Consider the following 14943-nt stretch of genomic DNA (forward strand, 5'->3'; position numbering starts at 1 on the left):
CCGATAATCTTGTGGGAGCGAGCCTGCTCGCGAAGAGGCCCGCACAGACACCAAAGATTTACGCTCAATCAGGCATAATCCGCCCAATTCAAACAACAAGGACGCCGCCCCGTGAGCTCAGTCAACAAGTCGATTTTGTTGGTCGATGACGATCAAGAGATACGCGAGTTGCTGGACACCTACCTGACCCGCGCCGGGTTCCAGGTGCGTACCACGCCCGATGGAGCGGGCTTTCGCCAGGCCCTCAACGAGGCCCCCAGCGACCTGGTGATCCTTGACGTGATGCTGCCGGACGAAGACGGTTTCAGCCTGTGTCGCTGGATTCGCCAGCACCCGCGCCAGTCGCAGGTGCCGATCATCATGCTCACCGCCAGTTCCGACGAGGCCGACCGGGTCATCGGCCTGGAACTGGGCGCCGACGACTACCTAGGCAAACCTTTCAGCCCTCGCGAATTGCAAGCACGCATCAAGGCTTTGCTGCGCCGGGCGCAGTTCGGTCAGGAGCGCTCCGGCAGCGAAGTGCTGGCCTTCGATGACTGGCGCCTGGACATGGTCAGCCATCGCCTGTTTCACATCGATGGCGAAGAGGTGATTCTGTCCGGTGCCGATTTCGCCCTGTTGAAGCTGTTTCTCGACCATCCGCAGGAAATCCTCGACCGCGACACGATTGGCAACGCCACCCGTGGCCGCGACTTGATGCCTCTGGATCGCATCGTCGACATGGCGGTCAGTCGCTTGCGCCAACGCCTGCGCGATACGGAAAAACCACCGCGACTGATTCGCACCGTACGGGGCAGCGGTTATCAGTTGGCAGCCAGTGTGGTTGCCTCCAATGGTCACTGATTTCTTGCGCAAGCTGGCCGGCCGCGTGCCGGTGCCACGCTCGCTGCTCGGGCGCATGTTGTTGCTGACGCTACTCGCGGTGTTGTTCGCCCAGGCATTGTCGAGCGTGATCTGGGTTTCCCAACTGCGTGCGACCCAGCTTGAAGGCCTGGTCACCAGTGCGCGCAGCCTCGCTCACTCGATGAACGCCAGCGTCAGTTACCTGCGCTCGTTGCCGGTGGCGTACCGCCCGTTGGTGCTCGACCAGTTGCGCAGCATGGGCGGCACGCGTTTCGTGGTGACGCTCAATGACAAACCCCTGGGCATGGAAGTGCTGCCGATCACCCCGCGCAAGGAGGCGGTGATCAACGCGGTGGACGAAGTGCTGCGCCAGTCCCTGGGGCAGGACACCGACATCTCGGTGACCTTTGTCAGCCCCGAAGACCTGCGGATCTTCAATGGCGGTCTCAAGCTCGACGAACTGCCGCGTTCCTGGGCGCACTACGCATTGACCCTGGAACCGGTGAACCCGCCGGTGCTGGTCACGCAGATCCAGATGGCGCCGGGGGAATGGCTGTACATCGCCTCGCTGCTGCCCGAACCCTACACCAGCCTCGAAGAGCAGGGGCTGCCGGCGCAGCAAATGTGGTTCATCGTCCTCACCAGCGGTTTCCTGCTGTTGTTCATCGGCCTGCTGGTGCACTGGCAAAGCCGGCCGCTCAAGCGCCTGGCGCGGGCGGCGCGCGACCTGTCGCTGGGTGCCGACGTCGAGCCGGTGGCCGAAGGTGGCGGCAGTGAAGTGGTCGAGGTCGGCCGCGCCTTCAACACCATGCGTGAACGCATCAGCCGTTACCTGACCGAACGCAGCCAGTTGTTCAGCGCGATTTCCCACGACCTGCGCACGCCCATCACCCGCTTGCGATTGCGCGTCGAGTTGTTGGAAGACGAAAAGCTGCAAGCCAAGTTCGGTCGCGATCTGGATGAGCTGGAGCTGCTGGTCAAGGGCGCACTGCAGTGTGTGAAAGACACCGACATCCACGAGAACATCGAGCAGGTGGACCTCAATCATGTGCTCGAGTGCCTGGTGGAGCCGTACCTGTCGCCCACCGGTAACGGTCGCGTGACCCAGCAAGGCCGTGCCCTGGCGGCTTATCCGGGCAAACCGCTGGCGCTCAAGCGTTGCATCGGCAACCTGATCGACAACGCCCTGAAGTACGGCCAGAACGCCCACCTGCATATCGACGATGACGACAGCGCCTTCGTCCTGCATGTCGATGATGAAGGACCGGGGGTTCCCGAGCAGCGGCTGGAGCAGGTGTTCGAGCCGCACTTTCGCTTGGCTGGGCAGCAGCAGGGGTATGGGTTGGGCTTGGGGATTGCGCGCAACATTGCCCATAGTCATGGCGGTGAAGTGAGTTTGCAGAATTTGCGCGAGGGCGGTTTGCGGGTGACCCTGCAATTGCCTCGTAGTGTTGATTAGGGATACCGCGTCATCGTTCTTCGCGAGCAGGCTCGCTCCCACAGGAATCGGTGGTGACTTTGTGGGAGCGGGCTTGCTCGCGAAGGCGCCAGGCCATTCAGTACATCCTTCAAGGTAAATGTCACAGCTTGGTGACATAACTCCCCCCCTTCGTTACAAGCCCGCCATCGCCCGTTGTTTAGACTGCCCCTCAGTCATAACAACAAAAAAGGCACCCCATGGACTCCTCTCAACCCGCCTTCAGCAGTTGGCTGAATGCCCCCGCCCACCAGCAATGGCTCGCCGCCGAAGGCTTGCGGCTGCTGGCATTTGCCAAGGCTTCGAAGCTCCCCGAGGGCTTCGGCAACCTTGATGAAAAGGGCCGCTTGCCGGGCGACGCGCAAGCACAAACCATGAACACCGCGCGTATGACCCACAGCTTCGCCATGGCGCACATCCAGGGCCTGCCGGGTTTTGCCGAGCTGGTGGATCACGGCATCCGGGCCCTGCGCGGGCCGTTGCGCGATGCCGTGCACGGCGGTTGGTTCGCGGTTGCCGAACACCGCGACGGCAACACCGGCAAAAATGCCTATCTGCATGCCTTCGTGGCCCTGGCCGCCAGTTCCGCGGTGGTTGCACAACGGCCCGACGCGCAAGCCTTGCTCGATGACGCGGTCGACATCATCGACACGTACTTCTGGAGTGAGGAGGAGGGCGCCATGCGCGAATCCTTCAATCGCGACTTCAGCTGCGAGGAAGCCTATCGCGGCGCCAACAGCAACATGCACGCCACCGAAGCCTTCCTCGCCCTGGCCGATGTCAGCGACGACAAGCGCTGGTTGTGCCGCGCCCAGCGCATCGTCGAGCGGGTGATTCATGGCCGCGCCGCCGCCAACGGCTTTCTGGTGATCGAACATTTCGACCGCGACTGGCAGCCCCTGCGCGAGTACAACCGCGACAACCCGGCCGACGGTTTCCGCCCCTACGGCACCACGCCAGGCCACGGTTTCGAATGGGCCCGATTGCTCTTGCATCTGGAAGCCGCGCGTGTGCACGCCGGCATGCTCACGCCGGGATGGTTGCTCACCGACGCGCAAAAACTCTTCGAACAGAACTGCGTGCACGGCTGGGAGATCGATGGCGCACCGGGCATGGTCTACACCCTCGACTGGGACAACAAGGCGGTGGTTCGCCATCGCCTGCACTGGACCCATTGCGAAGCCAGCGCCGCTGCCAGTGCCTTGCTCAAGCGCACGGGCGATGAGCAGTACGAACGCTGGTACCGACTGTTCTGGGAATTTTGTGAGTGTCATTTCATCGACCGTGAATGCGGCAGCTGGCACCACGAACTCGACCCATTGAACCGCCCCAGCGGCGATATCTGGGCGGGCAAACCCGATCTCTATCATGCCTGGCAAGCGGTGCTGATCCCGCGCCTGCCGCTGGCGCCGAGCATGGCCAGTGCGCTGGCAGCGTTGTCCCAGAGCGTTTCCATGTAACCATGCGGTGACATTCGCGCGTCCCTTCGTTACCTGCGAAGGGACTTCCCCTGTTTAAACTCCTCTGCAGCGCAAGCACCAGACTTGCATGCATAACAACAAGAAAGGTACTTATCGATGAATGCGATTTCTCGCCTCGCTACTGTCATTTCTCTCGTCTCCCTGTCTGCGCTCCCTCTCAGTGTGCTTGCCGCCGAATCCAAGGGTTCCGTGGAAGTCGTTCACTGGTGGACGTCGGGTGGTGAAAAAGCAGCGGTCGATGTCCTCAAGGCTCAAGTCGAAAAAGATGGCTTCACCTGGAAGGATGGCGCAGTCGCCGGTGGTGGCGGTTCCACGGCCATGACCGTGCTCAAGAGCCGCGCTGTAGCGGGTAACCCGCCGGGCGTTGCCCAGATCAAGGGGCCAGACATCCAGGAGTGGGGCAGCACTGGCCTGCTCAGTACCGAAACGTTGAAAGACGTCGCCAAGTCGGAAAACTGGGACAGCCTGCTGCCTGTGAAAGTCTCCGACACCGTGAAATACGAAGGCGATTACGTCGCCGTGCCGGTGAACATCCACCGCGTCAACTGGCTGTGGATCAACCCGCAAGTATTCAAGAAAGCCGGGATCGACAAAGCGCCAACCACCCTCGAAGAATTCTATGCCGCTGGCGACAAGCTCAAGGCCGCCGGCTTTATCGCGCTCGCCCACGGTGGCCAGCCTTGGCAGGACAGCACCGTGTTTGAAGACGTGGTGCTCTCGGTAATGGGCGCCGACGGTTACAAGAAAGCCCTGGTAGACCTGGACCAGAAAACCCTCTCGGGCGCCGAGATGACCAAGGCCTTCACCGAGCTGAAAAAAATCACCACCTACATGGACCCGAACCGCGCCGGTCGTGACTGGAACATCGCCGCCGCCGACGTGATCAACGGCAAGGCCGGCATGCAGATGATGGGCGACTGGGCCAAGAGCGAATGGACCGCGGCGAAGAAAGTCGCGGGCGAGGACTACCAGTGCGTGGCGTTCCCGGGCACGGAAAAAGCCTTCACCTACAACATCGACTCCATGGCTGTGTTCAAGTTGAAAGCTGATCGCAAGGGCGATATCGCCGCGCAGCAAGACCTGGCCAAGGTCGCCCTGGGTAAAGATTTCCAGAAAGTTTTCAGCATCAACAAGGGCTCGATCCCGGTGCGTACCGACATGTTGAACGACATGGCTGGCCAGGGCTTCGATTCCTGCGCCCAAGCGGCGGCCAAGGACTTCCTGGCGGACGAGAAAAACGGCGGCCTGCAACCGAGCATGGCGCACAACATGGCCACCTCCCTGGCCGTTCAAGGCGCGATCTTCGACGTCGTCACCAACTTCATGAACGACAAGGACGCCGACCCGGCCAAGGCCAGCGCCCAACTGGCTTCCGCGGTCAAAGCGGCCCAGTAATCCCTGACACCGAGCACCCCTCTGTGGGAGCGAGCCTGCTCGCGAACGCGGTCTGACATTCAGAAATGATGTCGACTGAAACACCGCCTTCGCGAGCAGGCTCGCTCCCACAAGGGATCACTGTGTCGATTATTTCTCTAACCTGGATTATCCCGATGAGCTCTGTGGCGGTTTTCAGCAAAGCCTCACCGTTCGATGCGCTGCAACGCTGGTTACCCAAGTTGGTACTCGCGCCGAGCATGCTGATCGTGTTGGTTGGCTTCTACGGTTACATCATCTGGACATTCATACTGTCCTTTACCAACTCCAGCTTCATGCCGACCTACAAGTGGGTCGGCCTGCAGCAATACATGCGCCTGATGGACAACGACCGCTGGTGGGTCGCGAGCAAGAACCTGGCGCTGTTCGGCGGCATGTTCATCGGCATCAGCCTGGTGCTGGGCGTGTTCCTCGCCGTGCTGCTGGACCAGCGCATCCGCAAGGAAGGCTTCATCCGCACCGTCTACCTGTACCCGATGGCGCTGTCGATGATCGTCACCGGTACCGCGTGGAAATGGCTGCTCAACCCAGGGCTCGGCCTGGACAAGATGCTGCGTGACTGGGGCTGGGAAGGCTTTCGCCTGGACTGGCTGGTGGATCAGGATCGCGTGGTCTACTGCCTGGTGATCGCTGCCGTGTGGCAAGCCTCCGGCTTCGTGATGGCGATGTTTCTGGCGGGCCTGCGCGGTGTCGATCAATCGATCATCCGTGCCGCGCAAGTCGACGGTGCGAGCCTGCCGACCATCTACCTGAAGATCGTGCTGCCGAGCCTGCGTCCGGTGTTCTTCAGCGCCTTCATGATCCTTGCGCACATCGCGATCAAGAGCTTCGACCTGGTGGCGGCGATGACCGCTGGTGGCCCCGGATACTCGTCCGACCTGCCGGCGATGTTCATGTATTCCTTCACCTTCAGCCGTGGCCAGATGGGCATCGGTTCGGCCAGCGCCATGCTGATGCTCGGCGCCGTGCTGACCATCCTGGTGCCGTACCTGTACTCCGAGCTGCGAGGCAAGCGACATGACTAATCAACTCGCAAAACCAGGCATCAGCTTCAGCCGCATCGCCATCTACGCCACCCTTTTGCTGGCCGCGGCGGTGTACCTGATCCCGCTGGTGGTGATGCTGCTGACCAGCTTCAAGACTCCGGAAGACATCCGCACCGGCAACCTGTTGAGCTGGCCGACCGTGATCGACGGTATCGGCTGGATCAAGGCCTGGGACGTGGTCGGCGGCTACTTCTGGAACTCGGTGAAAATCACCGTGCCGGCGGTACTGATCTCGACCTTCATCGGCGCCATGAACGGCTACGTGCTGTCGATGTGGCGCTTCCGTGGTTCGCAATTGTTCTTCGGCCTGTTGCTGTTCGGTTGCTTCCTGCCGTTCCAGACCGTGCTGCTGCCGGCGTCGTTCACCCTCGGCAAGTTCGGCCTGGCGAACACCACGACGGGGCTGGTGCTGGTGCACGTGGTCTACGGTCTGGCGTTCACCACGCTGTTCTTCCGTAACTACTACGTGAGCATTCCGGATGCGCTGGTCAAGGCCGCGCGGCTCGACGGCGCGGGCTTCTTCACGATCTTCTGGAAGATCCTGCTGCCGATGTCGATCCCGATCGTGATGGTCTGCCTGATCTGGCAGTTCACCCAGATCTGGAATGACTTCCTGTTCGGCGTGGTCTTCGCCAGTGGCGATGCCCAGCCGATTACCGTGGCCCTGAACAACCTGGTCAACACCAGCACCGGGGCCAAGGAATACAACGTTGATATGGCCGCCGCGATGATCGCCGGGCTGCCGACACTGCTGGTCTACATATTCGCTGGCAAGTATTTCCTGCGTGGGCTGACGTCCGGCGCGGTCAAGGGGTAGAACATGGCAACTCTCGAATTACGCAACGTCAACAAGACCTACGGCGCCGGTTTGCCGGACACCCTGAAGAACATCGAACTGAAAATCGATGACGGGGAGTTTTTGATCCTGGTCGGCCCGTCCGGCTGCGGGAAATCCACCTTGATGAACTGCATCGCCGGGCTGGAAACCATCAGCGGCGGTGCGATCCTGGTGGACGACGCCGACATCAGTGGCATGAGCCCGAAAGATCGTGACATCGCCATGGTGTTCCAGTCTTACGCGCTGTACCCGACCATGAGCGTGCGCGACAACATCGCCTTCGGCCTGAAGATTCGCAAAATGCCGACCGCCGACATCGACGAAGAAGTCGCCCGGGTTTCCAAGCTGTTGCAGATCGAGCACCTGCTCAGCCGCAAGCCCGGCCAACTCTCCGGTGGCCAGCAACAACGCGTGGCAATGGGGCGCGCCCTGGCGCGGCGGCCGAAGATTTATCTGTTCGACGAGCCGCTGTCCAACCTCGACGCCAAGCTGCGGGTCGAGATGCGCACCGAAATGAAACTGATGCACCAGCGCCTGAAAACCACCACGGTGTACGTGACCCACGACCAGATCGAAGCCATGACCCTGGGCGACAAAGTGGCGGTGATGAAGGACGGGATCATCCAGCAGTTCGGCACGCCGAAGGACATCTATAACAACCCGGCCAACCTGTTCGTGGCGAGCTTTATCGGCTCGCCGCCGATGAACTTCATTCCCCTGCGCCTGCAACGCAAGGATGGGCGTCTGCTGGCGTTGCTCGACAGCGGCCAGGCCCGATGCGAGTTGCCGCTGGGCATGCAGGACGCCGGTCTCGAAGATCGCGAAGTCATCCTCGGCATGCGCCCGGAGCAGATCATCCTGGCTAATGGCGAAGCCAACGGTTTGCCGACCATTCGCGCTGAAGTCCAGGTCACCGAACCGACCGGTCCCGACACCCTGGTGTTCGTCAATCTCAACGACACCAAGGTCTGCTGTCGCCTGGCGCCTGACGTCGCACCGGCCGTGGGCGAGACCCTGACCCTGCAATTCGATCCGGCCAAAGTGCTGCTGTTCGATGCCAAGACCGGCGAGCGCCTGGGGGCTGCCGGTCAAGCACACGCCGAACACCGGCCTGCCAACGTGACCCAGTTCAAGGGTAGGTAGAGATCAACAACTGTGGGAGCGAGCCTGCTCGCGAAAGCGGTCTATCAGTCGACATTTGCGTTGAATGACACACCGCCTTCGCGAGCAGGCTCGCTCCCACATGGGGGCTCCGTGATGGGCGGCCTGTCGCCTGCCACAACCGATGGAACCGCGTTAGAAAAACAAAAGTTAATAACAATAAGACGAGGAAGTAGGGATGAAGAAGAACAACAGCGCTCAGCTTATCTGCCAGTTATCGGCCGTTGCAGCCATGATGCTGGCCGGCAGCGTTCACGCGGCTGAAGCGTTCAGCGCCGATTCCGAATGGATGACCGGCGATTGGGGGGGCGAGCGGACCAGGCTGATCGAGCAGGGCATCGACATCAAGATGGACTACGTCGGTGAAGTGGGCGGCAACCTCCACGGCGGGTTCAACGATGACAAGACTGCACGCTACAGTGACCAGTTTGGCCTGGGCGCGGCGCTGGACCTGGAGAAACTGTTCGGCTGGGATAACACCCAGGCCAAGATCCAGCTCACCAACCGTAACGGTGAAAACATCTCCAATGACCGTATCGGCGACCCGCGTGCCGGCACCTTGAGTTCCTCGCAGGAAGTCTACGGTCGTGGGCATATGGTCCGGCTGACCCAACTGTGGATCAAGCACCAGTTCCTCGACAATAAACTCGACATCAAGGCCGGTTACTTCGGTGAGGGTGAAGACTTCAACTCCTTCCCGTGCGAATTCCAGAACCTGGCGTTCTGCGGCTCCCAGGTGGGTAACTGGGCCACCAACATCTGGTACAACTGGCCGGTCAGCCAGGCCGCTATCCGCCTGAAGTGGAACATCTCGCCTGAGTTCTATGCGCAGATCGGCGCCTACAACCAGAACCCGTCGCAACTGGAACACGGCAATGGCTTCAAGCTCAGCGGCAGTGGGACCGAGGGCACCGTCCTGCCGGTCGAGCTGGTGTGGTTGCCTAACCCTGGCAACCTGCCGGGCGAATACCGTGTCGGTTACTACAAGAGCACGGCCAGCGCCGATGACGTTCTTGAAGACGACAACGGCAATAACGCGGCAACCAGCGGCAACGCCTATCGCAGCCACAGCAGCAAGCACGGCTACTGGTTCGTTGCACAACAGCAACTCACCAGCCATAACGGTGACTCGACCCGCGGTCTGAACATTGCCGCCAACGCCACTTTCCACGACAAGGACACCAACATCGTCGACAACTACCAGTCGCTGATGTTTGTGTACAAGGGGCCGTTCGATGCGCGTCCCAAAGATGACCTGGGCATCGGTTTCGCCCGTATCCATGTCAACGATGACGTGAAGAAGAACGCTGAACTGGTCAACGCCTCCAATGGCGTCAGCGACTACAACGATCCACTGTTCTCACCGCTGCGTGACACCGAATACAACTACGAGCTCAACTACGGCTTCCACGTGACCAACTGGCTGACCGTGCGTCCGAACCTGCAATACATCACTCACCCAGGTGGCGTCGATGAAGTTGATAACGCTTTGGTCGCCGGCCTGAAAATTCAGTCGGTGTTCTAACGCGACTGCGATAAGCTCTTCTCCATGTGCGCATTTTGCGGACGGCTATGGCTGTCCGCTTTTTTTTGCGGGTCGCGCACCCCGGTAACAGATGATTTTCAGGACCGTGGCACATGCTTGAGCATCCGCTACAACGCTTCTTCAAATCCCTGCGTGAACGGCCGGTGTTCGCATGGGAGCGCTATCAGAAGCGCGACGTGTTGGTGATCGATCATCCGCTGTGTCAGGCGGTGTTCAGTCGTCAGGGTGCGCAGTTGCTGCACTTTCAGCCCAAGGGCCAGAAGCCCTGGCTGTGGTGCGCGGCGAAGTGGCCGCAGGTCGGGGCCATTCGCGGTGGCGTGCCGGTGTGCTGGCCATGGTATGGCCGGCATCCAAGCGAAAACGCCTGGCCATCCCATGGTTGGGCGCGGTTGCTTGACTGGAAACTGATCGACAGCAGTAGCGATGACGATGGCGTGCGCCTGCATTGGCAGCTTGAGCTGTGCGACTGGCAGGTGGACCTGCACGCGCACCTCGGTGAGCGCATGGATTTACGTCTGAGCACTGAGCATCAGGACGACATGCCGTGCCAATTGAGTCAGGCTTTGCACGCTTACTGGCGTATTGGTGATGTCAGTGAGATAGCGCTGTCTGGGCTGGAAGGTGTGCAGGGTTATGACCAGTTGAACCGCCAGGTTTGCCAGCAGGAAGGCGAGTTGCGCGTCGATGGAGGTTGTCAGCGGGTGTTCCAGCATGACGGTGAACTGCAGCTCAACGACCATGCCTGGCAGCGGGCGTTATGTATCGATACGGGTGCCAGTGCCGACACGGTGGTCTGGCATCCGGGCTCGCGGCCGTTGCTGGGGGTGAGTTGGAATGAGATATCTGAATTCGTTTGCGTAGAGGCGGCGAGCGGCGGCACCGACAGCCTGTGCCTGAAGCCTGGGGAGCGGGCGCATTTGAGTTTGCAGGCGCGGGTTGGGGCATGATTTTGCGGTGTTGCGGCTGGCCCCTTCGCGAGCAGGCTCGCTCCCACAGTAGATCTTCAGTGAACACAGTATTTGTGTTGAACAAAGGTCCACTGTGGGAGCGAGCCTGCTCGCGAAGAGGCCGGGCCAGGCAATGAAGCTGTCGTCAGCTGAACTCGTCACCCACCGGATACCGGCTGGCATTCAAGCTCTCCTTGATCTTGCGCAAATGCGGCTGGAAATCCACCCCGCGGCGCAAGGTCATGCCGGTGGCGAGCACATCGAGCACCGTCAACTGAATGATCCGCGAAGTCATCGGCATGTAGATGTCAGTGTCTTCCGGCAGCGGGATATTCAGGCTCAAGGTACTGGCCTTGGCCAGGGGCGAGTTCTCGGCGGTCAGGCCAAGTACCGAAGCGCCGTTCTCCCGGGCGATGCGCGCCACTTCCACCAGTTCGCGGGTGCGGCCGGTGTAGGAAATGATCACGAACAACTCGCCGGTGTGCGCAACCGAAGCAATCATGCGCTGCATCAGCACGTCGGCATGGGCGGTCACAGCCAGGTTGAAACGGAAGAACTTGTGCTGTGCATCCAGTGCCACAGGGGCTGAAGCGCCCAGGCCGAAGAAGTGAATCTGTCGGGCCTGGATCAACAGGTCGACGGCGCGGCTGATCAGGTTCGGGTCCAGTGCCTGGCAAGCACTGTCCAGGGACGCGATGGCGCTACCGAAGATCTTTTGCGTATAGGCTTCGGGGTTGTCGTCGGCCTCCACCGCACGGCTGACGTAGGCCGCGCCACTTGCCAGGCTCTGGGCCAGCTGCAACTTCAGCTCGGGGTAACCGCTGACGCCGAACGAACGGCAGAATCGGTTGACCGTCGGTTCACTGACCGAGGCGGCCTGGGCGAGGGCGGCGATGCTGAATCGGGTGGCCTGCTGTGGATTGAGCAGGATCACCTCGGCCACTTTGCGTTCGGCCTTGTTCAGCTCTTCAAGGCGATTCTGGATCTGCTCCAGTAAATTTCGCACGCGGTCCATATGAGTTTCCTTGATTCACCTGCGCCAATAAGCGCGCGGCTAATGCAAAAAGGGCCTTTGGTGAGGCCCGTAACGGTGGCCTATCCTACTGATGGCTCCGACCGACCACCACTCGGAATCTGTATTTTGCGAAAATGTTGTGGTTATTACTACATTTTCCCTTGAGTGATGCCTTGAAAAAAGGTATTTGTAGCTTAACTTGATAAAAGAACAAACATCATGCCTTCGATTACGGTTGAACCGTGCACCTTTGCCTTGTTCGGCGCTTTGGGCGATCTGGCCTTGCGCAAGCTGTTTCCTGCCCTTTATCAACTCGATGGCGCAGGCCTCCTGCACGAGGACACGCGCATCATCGCGCTGGCCCGCGAGCCGGGTAGCGCGCAGGAGCACCTGGCGTTCATTACCTCCGAGCTGCGCCGCTACGTCGGTGCCAAGGAGCTGGACGAAGCCGTGGTCGAGCGTTTCCTTGCGCGCCTGAGCTACCTGCACGTCGACTTCCTCAAGCCTGAAGATTACATCGCCCTGGCTGAAGTGGCCGGCAGTGCGCAACGGGTCATCGCCTATTTCGCCACGCCAGCGGCGGTCTACGGCGCGATCTGCGAGAACCTGGCCAAGGTTGGCCTGGCTGAAAATACCCGCGTGGTACTGGAAAAGCCCATCGGTTCGGACCTGGAATCCTCGCGCAAGGTCAATGACGCCGTGGCGCAGTTCTTCCCGGAGAACCGCACTTATCGCATCGACCACTACCTGGGCAAGGAAACCGTACAGAACCTGATCGCCCTGCGTTTCGCCAACAGCCTGTTCGAGACCCAGTGGAACCAGAACTACATCTCCCACGTGGAAATCACCGTGGCCGAGAAGGTCGGCATCGAAGGCCGCTGGGGCTACTTCGACAAGGCCGGCCAGCTGCGCGACATGATCCAGAACCACCTGCTGCAACTGCTCTGCCTGATCGCCATGGACCCGCCGGCCGACCTGTCCGCCGACAGCATCCGTGACGAGAAAGTCAAAGTGCTCAAGGCGCTGGCGCCAATCAGCCCGGAAGGCCTGACCACCCAGGTAGTGCGTGGCCAGTACATCGCCGGGTACAGCGAAGGCAAACCGGTGCCTGGCTACCTGGAAGAACCCAATTCCAACACCCAGAGCGACACCGAGACCTTCGTCGCCCTGCGTGCCGATATTCGCAACTGGCGCTGGGCCGGCGTGCCGTTTTACCTGCGCACTGGCAAGCGCATGCCGCAGAAGCTGTCGCAGATCGTCATCCACTTCAAGGAACCGTCGCACTACATTTTCGCTCCCGAGCAGCGCCTGCAGATCAGCAACAAGCTGATTATCCGCCTGCAACCGGACGAAGGCATTTCCTTGCGTGTGATGACCAAGGAACAAGGCCTGGACAAGGGCATGCAGCTGCGTAGCGGTCCGTTGCAGCTGAATTTTTCCGACACCTGGCGCAGCGCACGGATCCCCGATGCCTACGAGCGGTTGTTGCTGGAAGTAATGCGTGGCAATCAGAACCTGTTTGTCCGTAAAGATGAAATCGAAGCCGCGTGGAAGTGGTGTGACCAGTTGATCGCCGGGTGGAAAAAATCCGGTGATGCGCCCAAGCCGTACGCGGCCGGGTCCTGGGGACCGATGAGTTCCATTGCTCTGATCACGCGGGACGGGAGGTCGTGGTATGGCGATATCTGATTTGAAACTGCCCAAGGGCGTCCACGCACATGCGTTCAAGAGCCCGGTGCTATTGGCTGAAAGCCTGGCGCTGAACGTGGCCAAGCAACTGAGCGATGCCATAGAGGCCCAAGGCACGGCGACCCTGGTGGTCTCCGGTGGCCGCAGCCCGGTGGCGTTCTTCCAGCACCTGGCCAAGCAGGCGCTGGACTGGTCGAACGTGGTGGTCAGCCTTGCCGACGAGCGTTGGGTGCCGGTCGAGCATGCCGACAGCAATGCCGGCCTGCTGAAAAAATACCTGTTGCAGGGGCCCGCAGCCAAGGCGCAGTTCCTGAGCCTGTACAGCGCCAGCGCCAACCTGGAGCAGGCCGCCGAGCAGGCCGATCGTTTGCTGTCCGAACTGCCGGTGATCGACGTGCTGGTGCTGGGCATGGGCGATGACGGCCACACCGCCTCGCTGTTCCCCAACAGCCCGAACCTGGACGAAGCCTTGAAGGCGGATGGCATTCGTCGATGCTGGCCGATGCTCGCACCGACCGTGCCGCATCAACGCCTGACCATGAGCCGTGCGCTGTTGGCCTCGGCCAAACACAAGATTCTGTCGATTTCCGGTCAGTCCAAGTTGACCACCCTGAGTTTCGCGCTGGCCGGTGACGATGTCGCCGAAATGCCGGTGCGCGCCTTTCTGCAACCCACGTTAGAGATTTACTGGTGCCCATGAGCCAAGGAACAGCCGCTATGACAAACCCATCCCCGACCGTTTCCATGGCGGATAAAGTTGCCCTGATCGACAGCCTCTGCGCCAAGGCGCGGATCCTGCCGGTGATTACCATTGCCCGCGAGCAGGACATCCTGCCGTTGGCCGACGCCCTCGCAGCCGGTGGCCTGACCGCCCTGGAAGTGACCTTGCGTTCGCAGTTCGGCCTCAAGGCCATCCAGGTCCTGCGTGAGCAGCGTCCGGAACTGGTAACCGGTGCCGGCACCGTACTCGATCGGCACATGCTGGCTGCGGCGGAAGCGGCCGGTTCGCAATTCATTGTCACGCCAGGCATCACCCGTGACTTGCTGGAAGCCAGCGTTGCCAGCCCGATTCCGCTGTTGCCGGGCATCAGCAACGCCTCGGGCATCATGGAGGGCTACGGCCTGGGCTATCGCCGCTTCAAACTGTTCCCGGCAGAAGTCAGTGGTGGCGTCGCCGCCATCAAGGCGCTGGGCGGTCCGTTCGGCGAAGTGAAATTCTGCCCGACCGGCGGCGTGGGGCCTGCCAATATCAAGAGCTACATGGCACTGAAAAACGTCATGTGCGTGGGCGGCAGCTGGATGCTCGATCCGGAGTGGATCAAGAACGGCGACTGGGCCCGCATTCAGGAATGCACCGCCGAGGCCTTGGCGCTGCTGGACTGATCAGCTTTACCTGACACGTAGTTGTGTGTTTTACGGCTTTACGGTGCGCTTGGTCGGTGCACCGTTTTTTTTTGCCCGCAAAA

General features: G+C 60.8%; 13 protein-coding genes. 12 read left to right on the forward strand and 1 reads right to left on the reverse strand.

The genetic code is table 11. From position 1 onward, the window contains the following. Nucleotides 1–111 precede the first annotated feature (111 nt). The 9 genes from HGP31_RS06510 (at nucleotide 112) to HGP31_RS06550 (ending at nucleotide 10773) form a co-directional block, all read left to right on the forward strand. Nucleotides 112–843, forward strand: a complete 732-nt coding sequence (locus tag HGP31_RS06510) for a response regulator (RefSeq protein ID WP_020797042.1) — start codon at nucleotides 112–114, stop codon at nucleotides 841–843. Next, nucleotides 833–2302 (forward strand): ATP-binding protein, encoded by a 1470-nt coding sequence (locus HGP31_RS06515; protein WP_168757341.1) that lies wholly within the window; start codon nucleotides 833–835, stop codon nucleotides 2300–2302. The genes HGP31_RS06510 and HGP31_RS06515 overlap by 11 nt, the downstream gene beginning before the upstream one ends. Nucleotides 2303–2520: 218 nt before the next feature. Beyond that, complete coding sequence (locus HGP31_RS06520; RefSeq protein ID WP_168757342.1) at nucleotides 2521–3780, forward strand: D-mannose isomerase; 1260 nt, start codon at nucleotides 2521–2523, stop codon at nucleotides 3778–3780. Between the two features lie 117 nt (nucleotides 3781–3897). Then, complete coding sequence (locus tag HGP31_RS06525; protein ID WP_033043396.1) at nucleotides 3898–5196, forward strand: ABC transporter substrate-binding protein; 1299 nt, start codon at nucleotides 3898–3900, stop codon at nucleotides 5194–5196. A 155-nt stretch (nucleotides 5197–5351) separates the two neighbouring features. Next, nucleotides 5352–6260 (forward strand): carbohydrate ABC transporter permease, encoded by a 909-nt coding sequence (locus HGP31_RS06530; RefSeq protein WP_033041184.1) that lies wholly within the window; start codon nucleotides 5352–5354, stop codon nucleotides 6258–6260. Beyond that, nucleotides 6253–7098 (forward strand): carbohydrate ABC transporter permease, encoded by an 846-nt coding sequence (locus tag HGP31_RS06535; protein WP_020797037.1) that lies wholly within the window; start codon nucleotides 6253–6255, stop codon nucleotides 7096–7098. Before HGP31_RS06530 ends, HGP31_RS06535 begins: the two co-directional genes overlap by 8 nt. Nucleotides 7099–7101: 3 nt before the next feature. Further along, entirely contained in the window at nucleotides 7102–8262 is a 1161-nt protein-coding gene (locus HGP31_RS06540) for an ABC transporter ATP-binding protein (protein ID WP_020797036.1), read from the forward strand. A gap of 196 nt (nucleotides 8263–8458) precedes the next feature. After that, nucleotides 8459–9805 (forward strand): carbohydrate porin, encoded by a 1347-nt coding sequence (locus HGP31_RS06545; protein ID WP_020797035.1) that lies wholly within the window; start codon nucleotides 8459–8461, stop codon nucleotides 9803–9805. Nucleotides 9806–9918: 113 nt separating this feature from the next. Continuing rightward, the gene (locus HGP31_RS06550; RefSeq protein ID WP_168757343.1) at nucleotides 9919–10773 is read left to right on the forward strand and encodes a D-hexose-6-phosphate mutarotase; all 855 of its coding nucleotides are present in this window, start codon (nucleotides 9919–9921) and stop codon (nucleotides 10771–10773) included. 145 nt (nucleotides 10774–10918) lie between these two features. Here HGP31_RS06550 and HGP31_RS06555 read toward each other — a convergent pair whose 3' ends face one another. Continuing rightward, nucleotides 10919–11779 (reverse strand): MurR/RpiR family transcriptional regulator, encoded by an 861-nt coding sequence (locus HGP31_RS06555; RefSeq protein ID WP_173667176.1) that lies wholly within the window; start codon nucleotides 11777–11779, stop codon nucleotides 10919–10921. 228 nt (nucleotides 11780–12007) lie between these two features. Between HGP31_RS06555 and zwf the strand changes: the two genes are divergently transcribed. The 3 genes from zwf to HGP31_RS06570 are packed head-to-tail and all read left to right on the forward strand — an operon-like array spanning nucleotide 12008 to nucleotide 14860. Further along, a complete protein-coding gene (gene zwf / locus HGP31_RS06560; RefSeq protein ID WP_020797032.1) occupies nucleotides 12008–13477 on the forward strand; it encodes a glucose-6-phosphate dehydrogenase in 1470 nt (489 codons plus the stop codon). Then, entirely contained in the window at nucleotides 13464–14177 is a 714-nt protein-coding gene (pgl, locus tag HGP31_RS06565; RefSeq protein WP_020797031.1) for a 6-phosphogluconolactonase, read from the forward strand. Before zwf ends, pgl begins: the two co-directional genes overlap by 14 nt. A 17-nt stretch (nucleotides 14178–14194) precedes the next feature. Continuing rightward, a complete protein-coding gene (locus HGP31_RS06570; RefSeq protein WP_020797030.1) occupies nucleotides 14195–14860 on the forward strand; it encodes a bifunctional 4-hydroxy-2-oxoglutarate aldolase/2-dehydro-3-deoxy-phosphogluconate aldolase in 666 nt (221 codons plus the stop codon). Nucleotides 14861–14943 lie beyond the last annotated feature (83 nt).

This window comes from Pseudomonas umsongensis (assembly GCF_012647205.1).
Taxonomy (GTDB): domain Bacteria; phylum Pseudomonadota; class Gammaproteobacteria; order Pseudomonadales; family Pseudomonadaceae; genus Aquipseudomonas; species Aquipseudomonas umsongensis.

Coding starts and splice junctions, on each gene's coding strand:
- HGP31_RS06520 (WP_168757342.1), top strand. CDS start 2,521: ATGGACTCCTCTCAACCCGCCTTCAGCAGTTGGCTGAATGCCCCCGCC.
- HGP31_RS06515 (WP_168757341.1), top strand. CDS start 833: ATGGTCACTGATTTCTTGCGCAAGCTGGCCGGCCGCGTGCCGGTGCCA.
- HGP31_RS06525 (WP_033043396.1), top strand. CDS start 3,898: ATGAATGCGATTTCTCGCCTCGCTACTGTCATTTCTCTCGTCTCCCTG.
- pgl (WP_020797031.1), top strand. CDS start 13,464: ATGGCGATATCTGATTTGAAACTGCCCAAGGGCGTCCACGCACATGCG.
- HGP31_RS06540 (WP_020797036.1), top strand. CDS start 7,102: ATGGCAACTCTCGAATTACGCAACGTCAACAAGACCTACGGCGCCGGT.
- HGP31_RS06570 (WP_020797030.1), top strand. CDS start 14,195: ATGACAAACCCATCCCCGACCGTTTCCATGGCGGATAAAGTTGCCCTG.
- HGP31_RS06530 (WP_033041184.1), top strand. CDS start 5,352: ATGAGCTCTGTGGCGGTTTTCAGCAAAGCCTCACCGTTCGATGCGCTG.
- zwf (WP_020797032.1), top strand. CDS start 12,008: ATGCCTTCGATTACGGTTGAACCGTGCACCTTTGCCTTGTTCGGCGCT.
- HGP31_RS06550 (WP_168757343.1), top strand. CDS start 9,919: ATGCTTGAGCATCCGCTACAACGCTTCTTCAAATCCCTGCGTGAACGG.
- HGP31_RS06535 (WP_020797037.1), top strand. CDS start 6,253: ATGACTAATCAACTCGCAAAACCAGGCATCAGCTTCAGCCGCATCGCC.
- HGP31_RS06545 (WP_020797035.1), top strand. CDS start 8,459: ATGAAGAAGAACAACAGCGCTCAGCTTATCTGCCAGTTATCGGCCGTT.